At 70.0% G+C, this 16,741-nt stretch carries 19 protein-coding genes; 6 read left to right on the forward strand and 13 right to left on the reverse strand.

Annotation, left to right across the window (positions count from 1 at the left end; translation table 11 throughout):
• Nucleotides 1–148: 148 nt before the first annotated feature.
• On the reverse strand, nucleotides 149–913 hold the full coding sequence (locus tag AC0L6G_RS05255; RefSeq protein ID WP_291537323.1) for a class II aldolase/adducin family protein: 765 nt from the start codon (nucleotides 911–913) through the stop codon (nucleotides 149–151).
• Nucleotides 914–1,090: 177 nt separating this feature from the next.
• Between AC0L6G_RS05255 and AC0L6G_RS05260 the strand changes: the two genes are divergently transcribed.
• Genes AC0L6G_RS05260 through AC0L6G_RS05270 form a run of 3 tightly spaced genes read left to right on the forward strand, consistent with a single transcriptional unit; the run spans nucleotide 1,091 to nucleotide 3,581 of the window.
• Nucleotides 1,091–2,218 (forward strand): DUF2336 domain-containing protein, encoded by a 1,128-nt coding sequence (locus tag AC0L6G_RS05260; protein ID WP_293826870.1) that lies wholly within the window; start codon nucleotides 1,091–1,093, stop codon nucleotides 2,216–2,218.
• A 31-nt stretch (nucleotides 2,219–2,249) separates the two neighbouring features.
• Nucleotides 2,250–3,044 carry an NAD kinase gene (locus tag AC0L6G_RS05265; RefSeq protein ID WP_293826871.1) on the forward strand — a complete coding sequence of 265 codons (795 nt, stop codon included), beginning with the start codon at nucleotides 2,250–2,252 and terminating at the stop codon, nucleotides 3,042–3,044.
• Between the two features lie 60 nt (nucleotides 3,045–3,104).
• A complete protein-coding gene (locus tag AC0L6G_RS05270; RefSeq protein WP_293826873.1) occupies nucleotides 3,105–3,581 on the forward strand; it encodes an Hpt domain-containing protein in 477 nt (158 codons plus the stop codon).
• A 63-nt stretch (nucleotides 3,582–3,644) separates the two neighbouring features.
• Here AC0L6G_RS05270 and spbR read toward each other — a convergent pair whose 3' ends face one another.
• Together spbR and AC0L6G_RS05280 are read right to left on the reverse strand one after the other, a co-directional pair.
• Nucleotides 3,645–4,784, reverse strand: a complete 1,140-nt coding sequence (spbR, locus tag AC0L6G_RS05275; protein WP_293826875.1) for a SpbR family protein — start codon at nucleotides 4,782–4,784, stop codon at nucleotides 3,645–3,647.
• A gap of 88 nt (nucleotides 4,785–4,872) precedes the next feature.
• On the reverse strand, nucleotides 4,873–5,670 hold the full coding sequence (locus AC0L6G_RS05280) for a transglycosylase SLT domain-containing protein (RefSeq protein ID WP_293826876.1): 798 nt from the start codon (nucleotides 5,668–5,670) through the stop codon (nucleotides 4,873–4,875).
• 168 nt (nucleotides 5,671–5,838) lie between these two features.
• Between AC0L6G_RS05280 and AC0L6G_RS05285 the strand changes: the two genes are divergently transcribed.
• The gene (locus tag AC0L6G_RS05285) at nucleotides 5,839–6,576 is read left to right on the forward strand and encodes a TonB family protein (protein WP_293826877.1); all 738 of its coding nucleotides are present in this window, start codon (nucleotides 5,839–5,841) and stop codon (nucleotides 6,574–6,576) included.
• Here the strand turns inward: AC0L6G_RS05285 and AC0L6G_RS05290 are convergent.
• Entirely contained in the window at nucleotides 6,573–7,586 is a 1,014-nt protein-coding gene (locus tag AC0L6G_RS05290; RefSeq protein WP_293826879.1) for an NAD(P)/FAD-dependent oxidoreductase, read from the reverse strand. The two genes, AC0L6G_RS05285 and AC0L6G_RS05290, sit on opposite strands and share 4 nt — an antisense overlap.
• A 206-nt stretch (nucleotides 7,587–7,792) precedes the next feature.
• Between AC0L6G_RS05290 and AC0L6G_RS05295 the strand changes: the two genes are divergently transcribed.
• Complete coding sequence (locus AC0L6G_RS05295) at nucleotides 7,793–8,560, forward strand: pseudouridine synthase (RefSeq protein ID WP_291537332.1); 768 nt, start codon at nucleotides 7,793–7,795, stop codon at nucleotides 8,558–8,560.
• A 10-nt stretch (nucleotides 8,561–8,570) separates the two neighbouring features.
• Here the strand turns inward: AC0L6G_RS05295 and AC0L6G_RS05300 are convergent, their stop codons facing one another.
• The 7 genes from AC0L6G_RS05300 to AC0L6G_RS05330 are packed head-to-tail and all read right to left on the reverse strand — an operon-like array spanning nucleotide 8,571 to nucleotide 14,138.
• Nucleotides 8,571–9,323 (reverse strand): ATP12 family chaperone protein, encoded by a 753-nt coding sequence (locus AC0L6G_RS05300; RefSeq protein ID WP_293826880.1) that lies wholly within the window; start codon nucleotides 9,321–9,323, stop codon nucleotides 8,571–8,573.
• A 39-nt stretch (nucleotides 9,324–9,362) separates the two neighbouring features.
• On the reverse strand, nucleotides 9,363–10,400 hold the full coding sequence (locus tag AC0L6G_RS05305) for an RluA family pseudouridine synthase (protein ID WP_473252949.1): 1,038 nt from the start codon (nucleotides 10,398–10,400) through the stop codon (nucleotides 9,363–9,365).
• Nucleotides 10,397–10,792 (reverse strand): fluoride efflux transporter CrcB, encoded by a 396-nt coding sequence (gene crcB, locus AC0L6G_RS05310; RefSeq protein ID WP_293826882.1) that lies wholly within the window; start codon nucleotides 10,790–10,792, stop codon nucleotides 10,397–10,399. The genes AC0L6G_RS05305 and crcB overlap by 4 nt, the downstream gene beginning before the upstream one ends.
• 40 nt (nucleotides 10,793–10,832) lie before the next feature.
• Nucleotides 10,833–11,321 carry a CC0125/CC1285 family lipoprotein gene (locus AC0L6G_RS05315; RefSeq protein ID WP_293826884.1) on the reverse strand — a complete coding sequence of 163 codons (489 nt, stop codon included), beginning with the start codon at nucleotides 11,319–11,321 and terminating at the stop codon, nucleotides 10,833–10,835.
• A gap of 51 nt (nucleotides 11,322–11,372) precedes the next feature.
• Nucleotides 11,373–12,098: an RluA family pseudouridine synthase gene (locus AC0L6G_RS05320; protein WP_293826885.1), complete on the reverse strand. Its 726-nt coding sequence runs from the start codon at nucleotides 12,096–12,098 to the stop codon at nucleotides 11,373–11,375.
• Nucleotides 12,095–12,829 (reverse strand): DUF72 domain-containing protein, encoded by a 735-nt coding sequence (locus AC0L6G_RS05325; RefSeq protein WP_293826887.1) that lies wholly within the window; start codon nucleotides 12,827–12,829, stop codon nucleotides 12,095–12,097. Before AC0L6G_RS05325 ends, AC0L6G_RS05320 begins: the two co-directional genes overlap by 4 nt.
• Nucleotides 12,822–14,138, reverse strand: coding sequence for a replication-associated recombination protein A (locus tag AC0L6G_RS05330; RefSeq protein WP_293826888.1), 1,317 nt, complete (start codon nucleotides 14,136–14,138; stop codon nucleotides 12,822–12,824). Before AC0L6G_RS05330 ends, AC0L6G_RS05325 begins: the two co-directional genes overlap by 8 nt.
• 75 nt (nucleotides 14,139–14,213) lie before the next feature.
• On the opposite strand from AC0L6G_RS05330, the gene AC0L6G_RS05335 reads away from it, so the two are divergent.
• Entirely contained in the window at nucleotides 14,214–14,636 is a 423-nt protein-coding gene (locus tag AC0L6G_RS05335; RefSeq protein ID WP_293826889.1) for a VOC family protein, read from the forward strand.
• A 6-nt stretch (nucleotides 14,637–14,642) separates the two neighbouring features.
• Here the strand turns inward: AC0L6G_RS05335 and AC0L6G_RS05340 are convergent, their stop codons facing one another.
• Both AC0L6G_RS05340 and AC0L6G_RS05345 read right to left on the reverse strand, forming a co-directional pair.
• Nucleotides 14,643–14,846 carry a hypothetical protein gene (locus tag AC0L6G_RS05340; protein ID WP_293826890.1) on the reverse strand — a complete coding sequence of 68 codons (204 nt, stop codon included), beginning with the start codon at nucleotides 14,844–14,846 and terminating at the stop codon, nucleotides 14,643–14,645.
• A 42-nt stretch (nucleotides 14,847–14,888) separates the two neighbouring features.
• Nucleotides 14,889–16,292 (reverse strand): Do family serine endopeptidase, encoded by a 1,404-nt coding sequence (locus AC0L6G_RS05345; protein ID WP_473253214.1) that lies wholly within the window; start codon nucleotides 16,290–16,292, stop codon nucleotides 14,889–14,891.
• Between the last annotated feature and the right edge of the window lie 449 nt (nucleotides 16,293–16,741).

Genomic DNA, 16,741 nt, shown 5'->3' on the forward strand with positions numbered 1-16,741 from the left:
GAGGGATCGAACCCGCTGTCGGCGCGCGACCGCTCATATTTGACGATGGCCTGGCCCTGTCCCTTGGGCTGGACCCAGGCGCCGGCCGCGACCGGCTGGGCGACCGAGACGGACAGGACGCATCCCGCCGCTGCGGCCGCCGCCGTTATCAGGCGTCGTAGCCCGGCGACTTGCGATCCAGTTGGCGCAGCGCGCCCGGCCAGGCCAGGGCCGAAATGAAGCCGATGCCCCGCCCCTGCTCCCTGGTCTCCGCCTGGGCCTGTTGCGGAGCCAGCAGCACGTGCTCGCGCCCGCCAGACAGGGCGGCGATCTGCTGCGCGCAGGCCCGCTCCAGGAAGAAGATGCCGATCCATGCCTGCGCCGCCGTCTCCCCGACCGCCAGCGTGCCGTGATTGCGCAGCAGCATCAGCGGTTTGTCCCCCAGATCGGCGACCAGACGTTCGCGTTCGTCATGGTTCAGGGCCAACCCCTCATACCCATGATACGCAACCTGGTGCTGTAGTAAACAGGCGTTCTGGCTGATCGGCAGCAGGCCTTCGGCCTGGGCCGCGACGCCCACGCCGTCCACCGTGTGCAGGTGGATCACGAACTTCGCGTCCTCGCGCGCGGCATGGACCGCCGAATGGATGGTGAAGCCCGCCGGATTGATGAAATTCGTCGTGTCCTGGACGATATTCCCCTCCAGATCGACCTTCACCAGCGACGAGGCCGTGATCTCGTCGAAATAGAAGCCGTAGGGATTGATCAGGAAATGATGCTCCGGCCCCGGCGCGCGCGCCGAGATGTGTGTGAAGATCATGTCGTCCCAGCCGTGCAGCGCCACCAGCCGATAAAGCGCCGCCAGTTCCACGCGCGCCTGCCATTCGGCCTCCGACACGCGGGATTTGATCGAGGGATTCGCACCGTCCGCCATGGTTTCCTCCTGCCTCTGTGTGGGCGTTGGCCGAACCGTCTTCCTCGCGCGCCGCGGCGTCAAGCCGTGTTCGCCCGGCTGACGCCACGTTGAGGCGATGCATCGGGGCTTGGTTAACTCGGCCTTCACTACGCCGGACCTATGGTCGAAGGGTTCATCGACGGTTCGGGAGCCGCTGTGTCTGTCGTTCAACTGGAGCCGGCCCGGGACACCTGGGACGACCGGACCATGACCCAGATGCTGACCCTGGCGCGCAGCCGCTCGGCCGAGGATCGCCAGCGCCTCCTGCTCAAGGTCACGGGCCTGTGCGAGGCCGCCGCGCCGCCGCCGAACGTCGCCCCCCTGCTCAGCGACATCTTCCTGACATTGGCCGCCCAGGCCGAACGCGACATCCGGCTGGCCCTGGCCGAACGCATCGCCGACGCGGAATGGGCGCCGCCGGCCCTGGTCAACATGCTGGCGCTGGACGAGATCGACATCGCCCGCCCCGTCATCGCCGCCAGCCCGCTGCTGAAGGACGCCGACCTGATCCGCCTGCTGATCGAGGCGACGTTGGAGCATCAGATCGCGGTGGCCCGCAGACCGCGGCTTTCGGGCCCCGTGTGCGACGCGATCGTCGACCGGGGCGAGGCGGTGACGATGACGGCCCTGGCGTCGAACCGGACCGCCGACATCGGCGAGGCGGCCATGCGACGGCTGGTCGACCAGTCGCGCCGCATCGCGGGCCTGCGGGCGCCGCTGACCCGCCATCCCCGCCTGAACGAAGCCCTGGCCCAGCAGCTTTATCAGTGGGTGGGCCAGGCCCTGCGCCAGTCCATCGGCGAACGATTCCGCATCGACGACGCCCATCTGAACGCCGCCGTCCAGCAGGCCGCGGCGGTCGCCGTGGGCGCGCCGGAATGGCGCGGGGCGCCCGCGGGCCGCCTGGCCGAAAACCGCGAGCGCGTCGAGATGGAACGCCGCCTGGTGGACAAGCTTCAGGCCGCCGGCCAGCTTCGCCCCGGCCTGCTGGTCCGCGCCCTGCGCGAACAGCGTTTCGAACTGTTCGAACAGGCCTTGGCGGCCCTGGGCGGCTTCAGCGACGCCCAGGTCTATCATGCGGTGCGCGCGCCCACGGCCGAACCCCTGTATCTGGCCTGCATCGCCGTCGGCGTTGACAAGGCCGTCTTCGCCTCCGTGTTGGTCGAGGTCCGCAAGCTGAGCGGCGGCCTGCCGGGCGAGGGGGGCTGGACCGCCACGCCGATGAACGCCCATTCCGCCTCGCGCGCCTTTCGTCAGATGATGGAAAACCCCGTGATCGTTTGACTTCGCCGCCAAGCTCGGCTCACGTCGCGCCGTGAACCAGACCCGGCCTTCTCCGACCGCGACGCCCCCCGCCCTGGCCTTCGTTGCCAGCGACCGACCCGAAGCGCAAGCCGCGCGGGCCGCCCTGATCGCGCGCTACGGCGCCGTCCCCGTCGAAGAGGCCGACGTCATCGTGGCCCTGGGCGGCGACGGGCAGATGCTGGAGACCCTGCACGGCAACCTGCGTCGCCGCGCGCCTGTCTATGGCATGAACCGCGGCTCGGTCGGCTTCCTGATGAACGACTACGAGGAACAGGGACTGCTGGAGCGGATCGCCACCGCCGCAAAGACCGTCATCCACCCCTTGCAGATGGACGCCTGGACCGAGGCGGGCGAAGTCCACACCGGCCTGGCCATCAACGAGGTCTCCCTGCTTCGCCAGACCCGCCAGACCGCCAAGCTGCGCATCACCGTCGACGACCGCGTGCGCCTGGAGGAGCTGTCGTGCGACGGCTGCCTGGTCGCCACCCCGGCCGGATCGACCGCCTACAACCTATCCGCTCACGGCCCCATCATCCCGCTGGACGCGCGCATTCTGGCCCTGACGCCGATCAGCGCCTTTCGGCCCCGGCGCTGGCGCGGCGCGCTTCTGTCGCACGGCGCCAGGGTGCGTTTCGACGTGCTGGAGGCCGACAAACGCCCGGTCTCGGCCACTGCCGACAATTTCGAGGTCCGCCGCGTCGCCCGCGTCGAGGTGCGCGAACGCCGCGACGTGGCCCTGACCATGCTGTTCGACGCCGGCCGGTCGTTCGACGAACGGGTGATGGCCGAGCAATTCGCCAACTGACTGGTCACGGCTTCTTAAGCCTGTTTTCGTAATTTGGATCGACGTTCAATGGAGCCCGCCATGAGCAACCCGGCGCAGATCACTCCTCCCACCAACGCCCTGCGTCTGAAGGTCGGCGGCGGATTCGGCATCAACGCCGACGCCATCGCCAAGGCCGAAGAGGCGCTGAAGGCCATGTCGGCTCAGTTCGGCGAATGGCTGAACGACGAGATCGTCAAGCTGGACAAGGCCCAGGCCGACATCCGCGAACACGGCTACACCCCCGCCACCGCAGAGGCCCTGTATTTCCGCGCTCACGACCTCAAAGGACTGGGCACGACCTATGAATATCCGCTGGTCACGCGCATCGCCGGCTCGCTGTGCAGGATGCTGGACGACGCCGAGCGGCGGATGTCGGCCCCCTTGGCCGTGCTGGACGCCCATATCGACGCCATCCGCGCCGTCGTCCGCGACCAGATCAAGACCGACGAACATCCCACCGGGCGCGCCCTGGCCGAGACGCTGGAGGAGCGGGTGGCCGAGCATCTGGCGGGTTGACCGGCGCGCGAACGCGAAAGGAAGCGGCCCGCCCTTCGGCGGGCTTTTTCGTGTCTCCGGCGCTCAGGCGGCGCTGGCGGCGGCGTGGGCGGCAGACGGCGACTGGTCCAGCCGCTCCATCAGATAGGCCAGGTCGTCGCGCAGCACGTTCGGGCGCTGGGTCAGGAACCGCTCCAGCATCTGCTCGCGGAACAGGTCGCTGGACGTGTCGATCCCTTCGGCCGCCAGCGCGCGCCAGGTGTCCACCCCGGCGCGGAAGGCCGGGAACAGGCGCGGCGGCAGGCCGGCGCGGTCGTAGATGGCCTTCAGCCCCAGCGGCCCGGCGTCGTGCACCATCAGCCAGGCGCGCTGATGCGGCGTATTGGCCAGCTCGGCCAGGCCGTATTCGAACATCGCCATCTGCCCCCGCGCCAGGCCGCGCAGCAGCAGCGAGGCGTTCAGCACCCGACGCGCGTTCAGCTGCGTCATGAAGGCGGCCAGGTCGGCGCTGGCGCCCGCCTGGTCGATCAGATCGACGGTGGTGCGTTCACGCGCATACTGGGCCAGGCGGATCGCCGTCTCGGGCGCCACGGCGTGGCGGCTGATCAGGTGTTCACGCACCGTATCGCTGGCCAGCTGGATCAGCCGTTCGGTCACGTCGAGCGGCAGGACCTGACGGTAGGCGACGGCGGTCAGCACGTCCGGCGCCTCGGCGAACCGCTCGACCACCACGGCCAGCGACGCCTCGGACAGGTCGGCGTTGTCGTTGGCCGCCAGGGTCCGCACCGCCTGCTCGCACCCCTCGCCGGCCAACACGTCGCAGACGTCGCGCGACACGCGCGCCCGGCCCGCAACCGCCACCTGCCGGACGACCGAACCGGCGCGCACGATCTCGATCAGGTCCTCGTCGCTGAAGGCGGGCGAGGCGGCGATGATCGGCAGGGCGATGCTGTCCAGGTCGCCGGCCAGCTTGCGCGCCACGTCGTTGGGGATCAGGTCCGACGCCTTCAGCGTCACCGCCATGGCCCGGCGCACCAGTTCGGCGGCGTCATTGGCCAGCAGGCGCAGGATCTTCTGGGCCGCCGCGCGGTCTTCCTCGCCCAGTTCGGCGCGTTCCATGTTGCGGCACAGCTTGTGGGCGGCTTGCGCGCGCTCGTCGTCGTCGGCCGCCTTGATCAGGCGACGAATGTCCACTTCGGTCAGGCGTGCGCGATAGGCGGTCATGGACGGCTCGTCAGGGAATCGGATCGTGATCCCAAAATGAGACTGCCATGCTTAATGGGCAGTTTACCATCGGTTGAATTTCACCGACTCAGGTCGTTTGCTTGCCCATCGGCGAGAAAGCGCCGCCGAAGCCGCTGCTGGACGACCCGTCCTGGCCCAGCAGCAGGGCCAGCAGCCCCTGATCCTGTTTCAGCCGGTCCAGCCGCGCGGCCAGCATCTGGTCCTGGTCGCTCAGGCCGGGGGTGGAATAACGGGTGTCGCCCGCCCCCGCCGCCGGCGCGCCTTCGCCGGCCGTGCGCTGCAGATTGGCGTGCACCTCGGCGACCGTCGCCGCCCGTCCGTCGCGATAGAAGATGCTGCGGTTGGCGCGGGCCGCCTGGGGGAACATGGAGGCCGCGCTGGCGCCCGGGTTGCGGTCCATCGCCTGCATAAGGTCCGCCGCCCCCGCCGGTCCCAGAAAATGCGCGGCGTACAGATCGCCCGCCCCCGGCTCCTTGCCGGTTCGTCCGCGCAGATAGGCCGCATTCGACGCGGTCAGCTCCGCCGCCATCGCCGAGGCGGCGTGCGGGTCGAACCGCAGGTCCAGAACCACGTTGCGCGCCGATCCCTCGACCCGCCAACGCCCGTCCGATCCGCGATGGATCAGGTCGGCGTACTGGCCGTAGCCATGCTGGGCGCCATGCTGCTTGACCGTGCCCAGCCAGGTCTGTTCGATGAATTGGAACAGGCCCGCCGCCGTCGAGGTCGGGGCCTTGGCCGACGGGTTCATCGCGCTTTCGCGACGCGCGGTCTTGACCAGGAAGTCATAGTCCACGCCGACGGCCGTCGAGGCGCGCCGGATCGCCGCCTCCACGCCGCCTGCCGATGGAATCGCGCCTATGCCCATGCGCGCGATGGTCGGCGAACGTGGTTAACCAATCCCTAATCCTTAACGGCCGCGTTAACGGATCGACGTCGGTCGAACGCGACAGCCGCGCCGCAAAGCCGCCACAACCTGCGCGCTCAACTTCACCTTGCGGGCGCTGCGGGGGCGGTGAACGAGGGAAGTCAGACCATGATGATGCGCGCAGCCGGCGGACCCGGCTTGATCAGCCCCATCGACTTCGGGGAACGCAAGAAACCCATCCCGCGCTGGATGCTGGCCGCCATCGGCGTGTCGGTCGTCCTGCACGTCGGGGCCGGGGTGGTGCTCTACAGTCAACGCTTCGAACTGACCGAGCCGGAACCGGTTCCTGCGCCGCCGGCGACCACCGTGGTCCTGGACCTGCCTCGGTCCAAGCCGATCGACCCGCCGCTGGAACGCCAGGCGCCGCCTTCGCCGCCCACGCCGGTGCACAAGCCGCCCGTCGTCCTGCCGACCGACGTACCGTCGCCCTTCGTCGCGCCCGACACGCCGGTCCCGGGCGAACCCGGCCAGACGGTCGTCGTCTCCACCGCGACCACGGGCGTTCCCGGCGGAACCGGAACGACCGAGGCCGAGCCGCCGCGCCCCTCGGTCATCAACGACCCGACCTGGGCCGCGCGCCCGTCGGCGGCCCAGATGGCGCGCGCCTATCCCGCGCGGGCGGCGGATCGCGGTCTGGCCGGGGCCGTGGGTCTCAGTTGCGCGGTGCGGGCGGATGGCGTCCTGACCGCCTGCCGCGTCGCCAGCGAAACCCCCGCCGGCGCGGGCTTCGGACGGGCCGCCATGGGCCTGGCGCGCGACTTCCGCATGAATCCGCGCACCGTCGACGGCCGCGCGGTCGGCGGCGCCACGGTCAACTTCACCGTCCGTTTCGCGATGGAGGGCTAGAACCGGCCGGGATCGAGGGCGCGGGCGTGCGGCGACGCCGCCCGCCCCTCGATCGCATCGGCGACCACGCCGCCGATCAGCGGCCCCAGCAGCCAGCCGTTTCGTCGCGGCGCCAGGGCCATGAACAGTCCCGGCCCGCCCGGCGCGGCGCCGGCCAGCGGCAGGCCGTCCGAACTGGCCCCGCGCACCCCGGCCCGCCATTCGACCTCCAGCGTTCCGGGCGTCCGGTTCAGCACCCGCCAGGCCGCCTGCAACAGGCGCTCGCCCGCCGCCGCGTCCGGCGCCGTGTCGCGCCGTCCTGGCTCCATCGTCGCGCCCACGACCGCGCCCGGCCCCATTGGCGCGACATAGGCGCCCGGCCCGCGGACCACATGGTCCGCCAGGGACTGTTTCGTGATTCCGATCTGGCCCCGGATCGGCTGGATCGCCTCGATCAGCCGACGCGCCGCCTCGGGCAGGCCCGCCGGGGCGCCGTCCGCCCCTGTCGCCAGCACCAGGGCCTGGGCGTCCAGCGTCCGGTCCGCCGTCGTGACGCGCCATCCGTCGTCGGCGCGCGCGACCGCCTCGACCCGGCCGGCCACGACGGCCTCGCCCAGGGTCCGACGCATCGCCGCCAGCGCCTGGCCGGGATCGACCTGACAATCCTCATCGGTGACGACCCGGTCGCCGTCCAGCCGCGCCTGGAAGCCCAGGGTCCGCATCCGCGCCGCCATTCCCGCCGCATCGCCGCCGCGCCATTCCGCCGGCCGTCGCGCCAGCACGATCCCCGCCGCTTGGGCGAAGTCCGGCCACAGGTCGCGCCCCGCCCGCAACAGGGCGGCGTGCGCCGGCGACGCCGCATCTATCGCCGCCTCCATCGCCGGGGCGATCATCCCCGCCGCGACCGCCGAGGCGTTGGTTTCGCCGGGATCGACCACCACGACCGATCGGCCGCGCCGACGCAGTTCGACGGCGGCGCACAGGCCCAGCACGCCCGCGCCGACGATCACGATGTGAGGAGAAGACGTCACGGTCCGTCTGATCGGCCCCCGCCGCCCTCAATGCAAGGGCTGCGCGCCCGTTTCGCCGCCAGGTCGTCGCCGACGCCCGGAGCACGGCCGCCCATACGACTGGCGTCGACCCCGCGGCGGCGGCGGGCTACAACCCGCCATCAGCCGACTCGGCCTCTCCGAGGACGGCCTGGCGCGCATTCACAACGAGACTGCCGGTTCATCGCATGGCCTTCACCCGCACCTATGACGGCGACGAGCCCGTTCGCGTGAACAAATGGCTGGGCCAGACCGGCGTCTGCTCCCGGCGCGAGGCCGACGGCCTGATCGCCGACGGCCTGGTCGCCATCGACGGCCAGACCGTCACCGACGCGGGTCGCAGGATTCAGCCGGGCGAGACCCTGACCCTGAACGACACCGCCCAGGCCGCCCTGGCGTCCGGCATGACCCTGGTGCTGCACAAGCCGGTGGGCTTCGTCTCGGGCCAGCCCGACCCCGGCAAGACCCCGGCCGCGCGCCTGCTGAAATCCCAGAACCGCATCGGCGGCGGCGAAACCCCCGCCCGCGACGCCTCCCTGCCTCCCATCGGCCGGCTGGACGAGGATTCGCGCGGCCTCCTCCTGCTGTCGTCCGACGGCGTGGTGGCCAAGGCCGTGATCGGCCCGCAGTCCGAACTGGACAAGGAATATGTCGTCGTCGTCGAAGGCGCCGTCACCGAGGCCAGGCTGGACCGCCTGCGCCACGGCCTGTCGTTGGACGACAAGCCGCTGAAGCCCGCCCGCGTCACCCAGATGGGGCCGCAGCAGCTTCGCTTCGTCCTGAAAGAGGGCAAATATCGCCAGATCCGCCGGATGTGCGACCTGGTCGGGCTGGAAGTCGTGGACCTGCACCGCATCCGCATCGGCCCGCTCGAGCTAGGCGACCTGCCCGAGGGGCGCTGGCGTCACCTGACCGATCAGGAGCGCACCGCCCTGATCACGGCCTCGGCGGGCTGAAAACGGACCTTCAGTCCAGCGCCCTGAACCAGCGATCCAATAACGTCGCCTCGGCGCGCCGCGCCTGGGTCCGCTCCTCGGCCTCGGCGTCGACGCCCCACTGATCTTCCTGGAAGGCTTCGTCGATCCGCGACAGGTCGAAGGCCTCGCCCCCCGCCAGCGCGCCCCGCTCCACCGCCAGCGCCAGCACCGCCGACCCCAGCAGGGGCACGGCCGTCGCCAGGCCGGTCAGGCGGAAGTCGTCCAGCGTCAGGGCGTGGGCCTTCACCCGCGCGATGGCCTCGGGCGGCTGCGGCCGATGAACGATGCCGCGGGTCGGCTCCAGCACGACCCCCATCTCGCGCGCCGCCCAGTCGCGCCAAGGCCCCCATTCGCGCGCCTGCCGCTCGACCAGCGCGGCCGGATGCTCGGCCAGGTAGCAAACCACGTCCGACCCGGCATAGGCCGCGATCTCGTCCGCCACCGCCTCTCGCGCGCGGCCGATCCGGTCGATGGCGGTCGAGGCCAGTCGCGTCGCCGGCATGGTGGCGGGATCCAGGAATTCCCCCTGCGCGGCCCATTCGGCCGCCGCCAGCCGCGCCGCGCCCGGCGTCGGCAGCACAAGCGGCGCCTTGTCCGGCGTCCTGGGCGTGCGCCCGTCCAGCAGCACCGCCCAGCCGCCCCCCGCATGCAGTCCCACGTCCGCCGCCGTCCAGAATCGGGCGATGCGGTCGGGCGACAGCTCCACGAAGCGCGGGCGATGCGGCGTCGGCTGGTCGGTCATGGAAACTCCGTCGAAAATCTGATGCCGAACAGCCGACGATCACCGGATTCGCTTCACGCCCAGGAACGGATCGTCCTCGGCCTCGTCCTCGGTGAAGCCAAAGTGGGCGAAGCCGGCCTTCATCTCGGGGCTCAGCGGGGCCGTCACCTTCAGGACGCCGCCGCGCGGGTGATCCAGTTCGATGCTGCGGGCGTGCAGTTGCAGCTTCAGCGCCCCGGACAGTTCGCGGGATTTCTCGTCGCCGTATTTGGGATCGCCCAGGATCGGATGGCCGATTCCCGCCATATGGGCGCGCAGTTGGTGCGTCCGTCCGGTGAAGGGCCTCAGCGCCATCCACGCCGCCCGGTGCGAGGCGCGGCTGATGGTCGAAAAGGCCGTTTCGGCCGGTTCGGCGCGCGGATCCTTGCGATCGGCTGGGCGCATCATCTCGAAGTCGTTGATGCCGGTCTTCTTCAGCGGCATGTCGATCTGGCCGGAATAGGGTTTCGGATTGCCGATGACGATGGCCCAATAGGTCTTCTTGGCCTGACGCCGCGCAAAGGCGCCCGCCAGCCGCTTGGCCGCCTCCGGCCCCTTGCCCAGCAACAGCACGCCCGAGGTGTCGCGGTCCAGCCGGTGGACCAGGCGCGGCCGCTCCAGCCCCTCGCCCCAGGCCGACAACAGCCGGTCGACGTGGCGGCTGGTCTTGGTCCCGCCCTGCACGGCCAGGCCGTGCGGCTTGTTCAGGGCGATGACCATGTCGTCCTCGTAGAGGACCAGCGACTTGGCGTAGGCGATGTCCTTGTCCGACAGCGTATGGGCGTCGCCCGCCTGGCGCGAGGTGTCGTCCGGGATCGGCGGCACGCGCACGGCGGCCCCGGCGGTCAGGCGGCCTTCGGGCTTGATGCGGGCGCCGTCGACGCGGATCTGGCCGCTGCGGGCCATCTTCTGCACCTGGATGTTGGACAGGTGCGGCCAGCGCCGACGGAACCAGCGGTCCAGACGGATGCCGTCCTCGTCTTCGGCGACATAGATCGTCAGGACTTCGCGCTTGGGGGCGTCCTTCGCGGAGTCGGGGGCGGGCGACTGGTCGGTCAAACGGAAACTCCAAAGGCGCGGCGGGCGACTGCCAGGCCGACGAACAGGGCGCCGACGGCCAGAACAACCGAGCCGATCACATAGGCGGCGGCCAGGCCGATCTGGCGGCGCTCGATCATCTGCGCCGCCTCCAGCGAATAGGAGGAAAAGGTCGTGAACCCGCCCACCACGCCGACGGCGGCGAACAGGCGCACCGAATCCTGCTGCGCCCCGCCGCGGAACGACAGCCAGCCCGCCAGCAGACCCATCAACAGGCCGCCGATCATATTGCAGGCGAAGGTGCCGACCGGCCATCCGGCGTTCGGCGCCCACCGCCCGGCGGCGACGCCCAGCCCATAACGCGCCATCGAACCGATGGCCCCGCCGGCCGCGACGAGAAGAAAACGTGTCATCGTGCGGCCTTCTATACGCCGCGTGCGCCGAAAGCGATGGTCAGCGCGGGATGGACCCCTGCACGGACCGCGCATCGTAGGCATAGGGGCTGTCGGGCTTGGCGCCGCGTCCCATAACGATTTCCAGCGTGGTCGATGTCGGTTGCGGCCCGCTGAAGTTCAGGCCGACGCCCACCCCGACGCCCGAGGCGGAATAGCCGCCGTATCGACTGGTTCCGCCGCCGAGGGAGACGCTGGGCCGCACGCCGCCCGCGCCGCCCGGACGGCCGTCGGTCCAGCTCTGCGTCACCTCGAACCAGTCATAGCCCTGTTCGGTCGTCAGGTCGGCGGCCCGCACCAGCGCCCAGTCGGCGACCCGCCCGGCCGCGCCCACGCCGTTGTAGGTGACGCGGTAGCGATTGCTCTCGATCCGCTGTTCGGAATAGCCTTGGCCGCCGGGACCACGCTGCGCCCCATAGGGCGCCAGGCTGGCGCAGGCCGTCAGGGCCAGGGTCGATGCGGCGATGCCGAGAATGGCGAGGCGCTTCATGACGTCGTCTCCTTCGATCCAGATAGCGTCGCTGGCGCTCAAGCGTTCCGCTCAAAGCCCCAGGGCGGTCCGCAGCGTCTTGAAATCGTCCGGCGGCGGGGCATCGATCGAGGTCGTCCCGCCTTCGGGATGCGGAAAGCTCAGCCTGGCGGCGTGCAGCATCAGGCGCGGCGCCGGTCCGACCGGCGTGGTCAGGGCGCCGCCATAGCGCACGTCCCCGATCAGCGGACGGCCCAGATGCGCCATATGCACCCGCAACTGGTGCATCCGTCCGGTCAGCGGCTCAAGCTCGACCACCGCACCGTGATCACTGTCGCCCAGGGTGCGGTATCGGCTCTGCGCCCCTTGCGCGCCGGGCGCGTCGAAGGCGACGACCCGCATATAGGATTCGCGCCCGATCTCCTCGCGGCGCAGGGGCGCATCGACCGTGCCGGATCGCGGCTCGGGCGCCGCCGACAGCAGGGCCAGATAGGACTTGCGAAACCGCCGCATCTGCAGCGCCTTGCCCAGAAATCCCGCCGCCGGCTTGGTCTTGGCCGCCAGGATCACGCCCGAGGTGTCGCGGTCCAGCCGATGCACCAGTTCCGGCCGCTTTCCGTTCGACCGCGCGAACGCCCACAGCAGGTCGTCCAGCGTATGGGCCTTGATCCGCCCGCCCTGGCTGGACAGGCCGCTGGGCTTTGAGAAGGCGATGATATGCGCGTCCTCGTGGATCACCCACGACCGGACGGCGGCGATCTCGTCTTCAGACAGGGCGACGGGCGTTCTCGAAGTCATCGCGGCTCTTGGCCCGACGCCGCCATGACGGTCAAGGCGTTCGGCAGGGCGTATCCCTCGGCGGTGTTGTCGAACACGCACCAGGTCGGCGCGACCGCGGATTCGCGCAGAACCCTCGCGGCCGTCGCGGCCAGGGCCTCGAGCGCATAGGCCGAATAGTAGATGCGCGGCGCGCCATGCAGACGGATGTAGGTCAGCCCCCGCCATCCTCCCGGCGCATCGGCGCCCGCGACCGGGGGCGGATCGGCCGCGACCCGCGCGATGCGGCGGTCTTTCAGCCAGGCGTCGATTTCCGGCGCGAACCAGCTGTCGTGGCGAGGCTCGAAGGCGATCGGAACGGGCAGACGCGCCGCCGCCGCGTCGAAGAAACGGATCGCATCGGCTTCATCAAAAACCAGCGACGGCGGCGTCTGAACCAGCACCGCCCCCAGCCGGTCGCCCAGCCCCTCGACCTCGGATGCGAACCGATCCAGCCCGGCCTCCGGCTCGCGCAGCCGCTGTTCCTGCGTCAGGACGCGCGGGATCTTCACCGAGAAGCGAAAGTCCGGCGGCGTCGAGGCCGCCCAGCGCGCATAGGTGGCTCGCCGATGCGGTCGATAGAAGCTGCTGTTGATCTCGACCGCATTCATCGTCCGGGCATAGCGTTCCAGATGCGTGCCGGGACCGGCGAAACGTTCGGCGACCTCGCGCGACACGCTCCACCCGGCCGTCCCCAGCCGCAATTCAGGCATCGCCGCCCTGATCCGCCATCCGCGCCCGCATGGCGGCCCAGCGTTCCAGCCGGGCCTTGACCTTCTCCTCGTGCCCCTCGCCCTTGGGCTTGTAGAAGGTGCGTCGCTCCATCTCGTCGGGGAAGAAGTTCGCGCCCGAAAAGCCTTCGGGCGTGTCGGGATCGTATTGATAGCCCTTGCCGTAGCCCAGTTGCTTCATCAGCTTGGTCGGGGCGTTGCGGATATGAGCCGGCGGCATCAGCGAGCCCGTCTCATAGGCCGCCTTCTTGGCCGCCTTGAACGCTTCATAGACGCCGACCGACTTGGGCGCGGTGGCCAGATGCACCACCGCCTGGGCCAGGGCCAGTTCGCCCTCGGGACTGCCCAGGAAGTCGTACGTCTCCTTGGCCGCATTGGCGACCAGGATCGACAGCGGGTCCGCCTCGCCGATGTCCTCGACCGCCATCCGCACGATCCGCCGCGCCAGATACAGCGGATCCTCGCCGCCGTTCAGCATCCGCGCCAGCCAGTAGAGGGCGGCGTCGGGGTCCGACCCGCGGACCGATTTATGCAAGGCGGATATGAGGTTGTAGTGCTCTTCTCGACTCTTGTCGTAGGCGGGCGCCCGGCGTTGCAGCACGCCCGCCAGACCCTGCACGTCCAGCCGTTCGCCTTCCGGCAGGTCGAACAACACCTCCGACATCGTCAGCAGATAGCGCCCGTCCCCGTCCGCCAGGGCCAGCATCGCCTGACGCGCCTCGGGCGTCAGCGGCAGGGTCCGGTCCATGTGCGCCTCGGCCCGGCTCAGCAGTTGATCCAGCGCCGCATCGTCCAGCCGTTTCAGCACATAGACCTGGCTGCGCGACAGCAGCGCCCCGTTCAGCTCGAAACTGGGGTTCTCGGTCGTGGCCCCGACCAGCGTCACGACGCCCGCTTCCACGAAGGGCAGGAAGCCGTCCTGCTGGGCGCGGTTGAAGCGGTGGATCTCGTCGACGAACAACAGGGTCGACTGCCCCGCCGCCCGACGCACCCTGGCCGCCTCGAACGCCTTCTTCAGGTCCGCGACGCCGGAGAAGACCGCGCTGATCGCCTGATATTCATAGCCCGCCGCCTGGGCCAGCAGCCGCGCGATGGTGGTCTTGCCGGTGCCGGGCGGCCCCCACAGGATCATCGACCCCAGCCGCCCCGCCTCGATCATGCGCCGGATCGGCCCGCCCGGTCCCAGCAGATGATCCTGCCCCACCACCTCTTCCAGGGTGCGCGGGCGCAGGCGGTCGGCCAGCGGGGCGTCGGGCGGCAATATGCCGGAGGCTTCGAACAGATCGCTCATGGGTGCGACCTATGTAGGCGTTCGCCTTCGGCTTTTCACGCGCTAGTATCGCGTCCCGATACGGAGACCGCCTTCATGACCGACGCCCGCCCCGATCAAGGCCCGACCTCCGGCGTGACGCCCCATCTGACCATTCCGTCGCGCGGCGCCTCGGCGGCGGTGGACTTCTACATCATCGCCTTCGGGGCCCAGGTTCTGGACCGGCGCCTGGCCGACGACGGAGAGCGGCTGATCCACGCGCATCTGAAGATCAATGGCGCCAGCGTCATGCTGAACGACGAATTCCCAGAATACACCGGCCAGTCCGACGTGCGCCCGGCCGGCGTGACCCTGCACCTCCAGGTCGCCGACCCCGACGCCTGGTGGACCCGCGCCCTGGTCGTCGGCGGCGCCGAACCCGTTATGGACATGGCCGACCAGTTCTGGGGCGACCGCTACGGCGTCCTGCGCGACCCCTTCGGCCACACCTGGTCCATCGGCGGCCCGACGAAGGGCTGAGGCTTGTCAGTCCCTATCGCGCCTGCTCTCGGCGCGCTTCTTCTCCTCCGTCGCCTTTTCGATCTTCGTCATCTGTTGATCCATCCAGGTAGCGGGACGAACGACGTGGCCTCTCCGACCAAGCCACGACGCCAGTTTCCAAGCGGCGATCACGAAAACGGCAAGGCCAACCGTTCCAATAAAAAGTTCGAAGATCGTTGGCTCGCTCATGGCTCAACATTGCCACAACCGCGGACTGTGCCCAACCTGGCGTTAACGCAACACGCCCCGGATCTGGCGGCCGCCTCGGTTGATGACGACCTCCCATGGACCCCGGCCGGCGCCGGCGGCTTCGATGTCGCGGGCGGAGGTGATGGGGCGGCCGTTGATGCTGACGATCAGGTCGTTCTGGCGAAAGCCCGCCCGCGCCGCATAGCCGCGCCCCGAGACGCCCGTCACGATGACGCCCGTCGCGAACGGATCGCCGCCCAGACGGTCGGCCAGCGCCGGATTCAGGGCCACCACCTCGGCGCCGGCGAAGGGGCCCGTGGTGATGATCACGCCCTGTTTGGGGTCGGCGTCGCCCGGCAGGGGCTGGACCCGCGCCGTCAGGGTCTGCGCCCGGCCGTCGCGCAGGATGGCGACCTGCACCTCGTCGTTCGGATTTCTGGACCCGACGCGATAGTTCAGCCCGGCCTGGTCGTTGATCTCCTGGCCGTCGATGGCGGTGACGACATCGCCCTGGCGCACGCCCGCCCGCGCCGCGGGTCCGTTGGCGTAGACCTCCGTGACCACCAGTCCCTGCGGCCGGCTCAGGCCCAGGCTGCCGGCGATGTCGGCGGTCACGCTGTCCCCCTTCACCCCCAGCCAGGGCCGAACGACCTGTTTGGCGCCGCCCAGGGCCGAATCGACCACCCGCTTGACCATGGCCGCGGGCACGGCGAATCCGACCCCGGCCGAGGAGCCGGATCGCGAGAAGATGGCGGTGTTGATGCCGATCAGATCGCCGTCCATGTCCACCAGCGCCCCGCCCGAGTTGCCGGGGTTGATGGCCGCATCGGTCTGGATGAACGAACCGCTGTCGGAAATCCCGGTCTCGGTCCGGTTCAGGGCCGAGATGATGCCGTTCGTCACCGTCTGGCCCACGCCGAACGGATTGCCGATGGCCAGGACCAGATCGCCGACCTGCTGCTCTTCCTGATCGTCGATGGCCAGAACCGGCAGCCGGTCGCCGACGTTCTCCAGCCTCAGCACCGCGATGTCGCTGCGTTCGTCGGCCAGGATGACGGTGGCGGGGAACTCGCGCCGGTCGTTCAGCACCACCTTGATCTGCTGGGCGCCGTCGATGACGTGGTTGTTCGTCACCACGATCCCGTCAGAGCGGACGATGACGCCCGAACCCACCGATTCCGCCACCCGCGCCTGGGGGATGCCGCCGCCGAACAGCTGGAAGAAGGGATCGACCTGGACCCGCTGCACGCTGCGCGCGGAGATGTTGACCACCGCCGGCGCCGCCGCGCGCACCACGGGCGCGAAGCTGGACTTCATCCCCGCCGCATCGCTGGGGACGTTGCGGGTCGGCTGGGCGAACTCGCCCTCCTGCGCCTTGGACGGTTGGGGATTGCCGCAGGCCGACAGGGCGAAGGCGGCGGCGAGCAAGATCGATCGGGTCTTCATCGTCATCCGAGAATTTCAGGCTTAAAGCCACGCCATACCGCACCCGGTTTCGGGCTGGATCAAGGCGTATTGCTCCTGAAACGGCCAAGCTGGCCGCCTGTTCCGTCCTCTTTTTTCGACCATTGTCTCCCCAGTTGTGGGTGCAGCGCCGCCCGAGGCGGGGTGGAGGGCTCTTGAAGCGCCACGGGCGTGCGCGATGCGGCGCAAGGTCCCCTCCCCTCCGTCTCGTTGGCTTCGCCGCCGATCCGCCTCCCATCCCTGCGCGACAGCGAGGAGACCAAGCCAACCCACTGCCGTCATCCTCGGCCTTGTGCCGAGGATCCATACGCTCGGTCTCAAAGGTCGTGGGACGGCGGCGGACACCGGGGTTATGGATCCTCGGCACAAGGCCGAGGATGACGGATTGAGAGGGTGGCTCGCCCAGCCATCACAATGCGGCTGGTCGTTTC

Source organism: Brevundimonas sp. D3-1P (assembly GCF_055809335.1).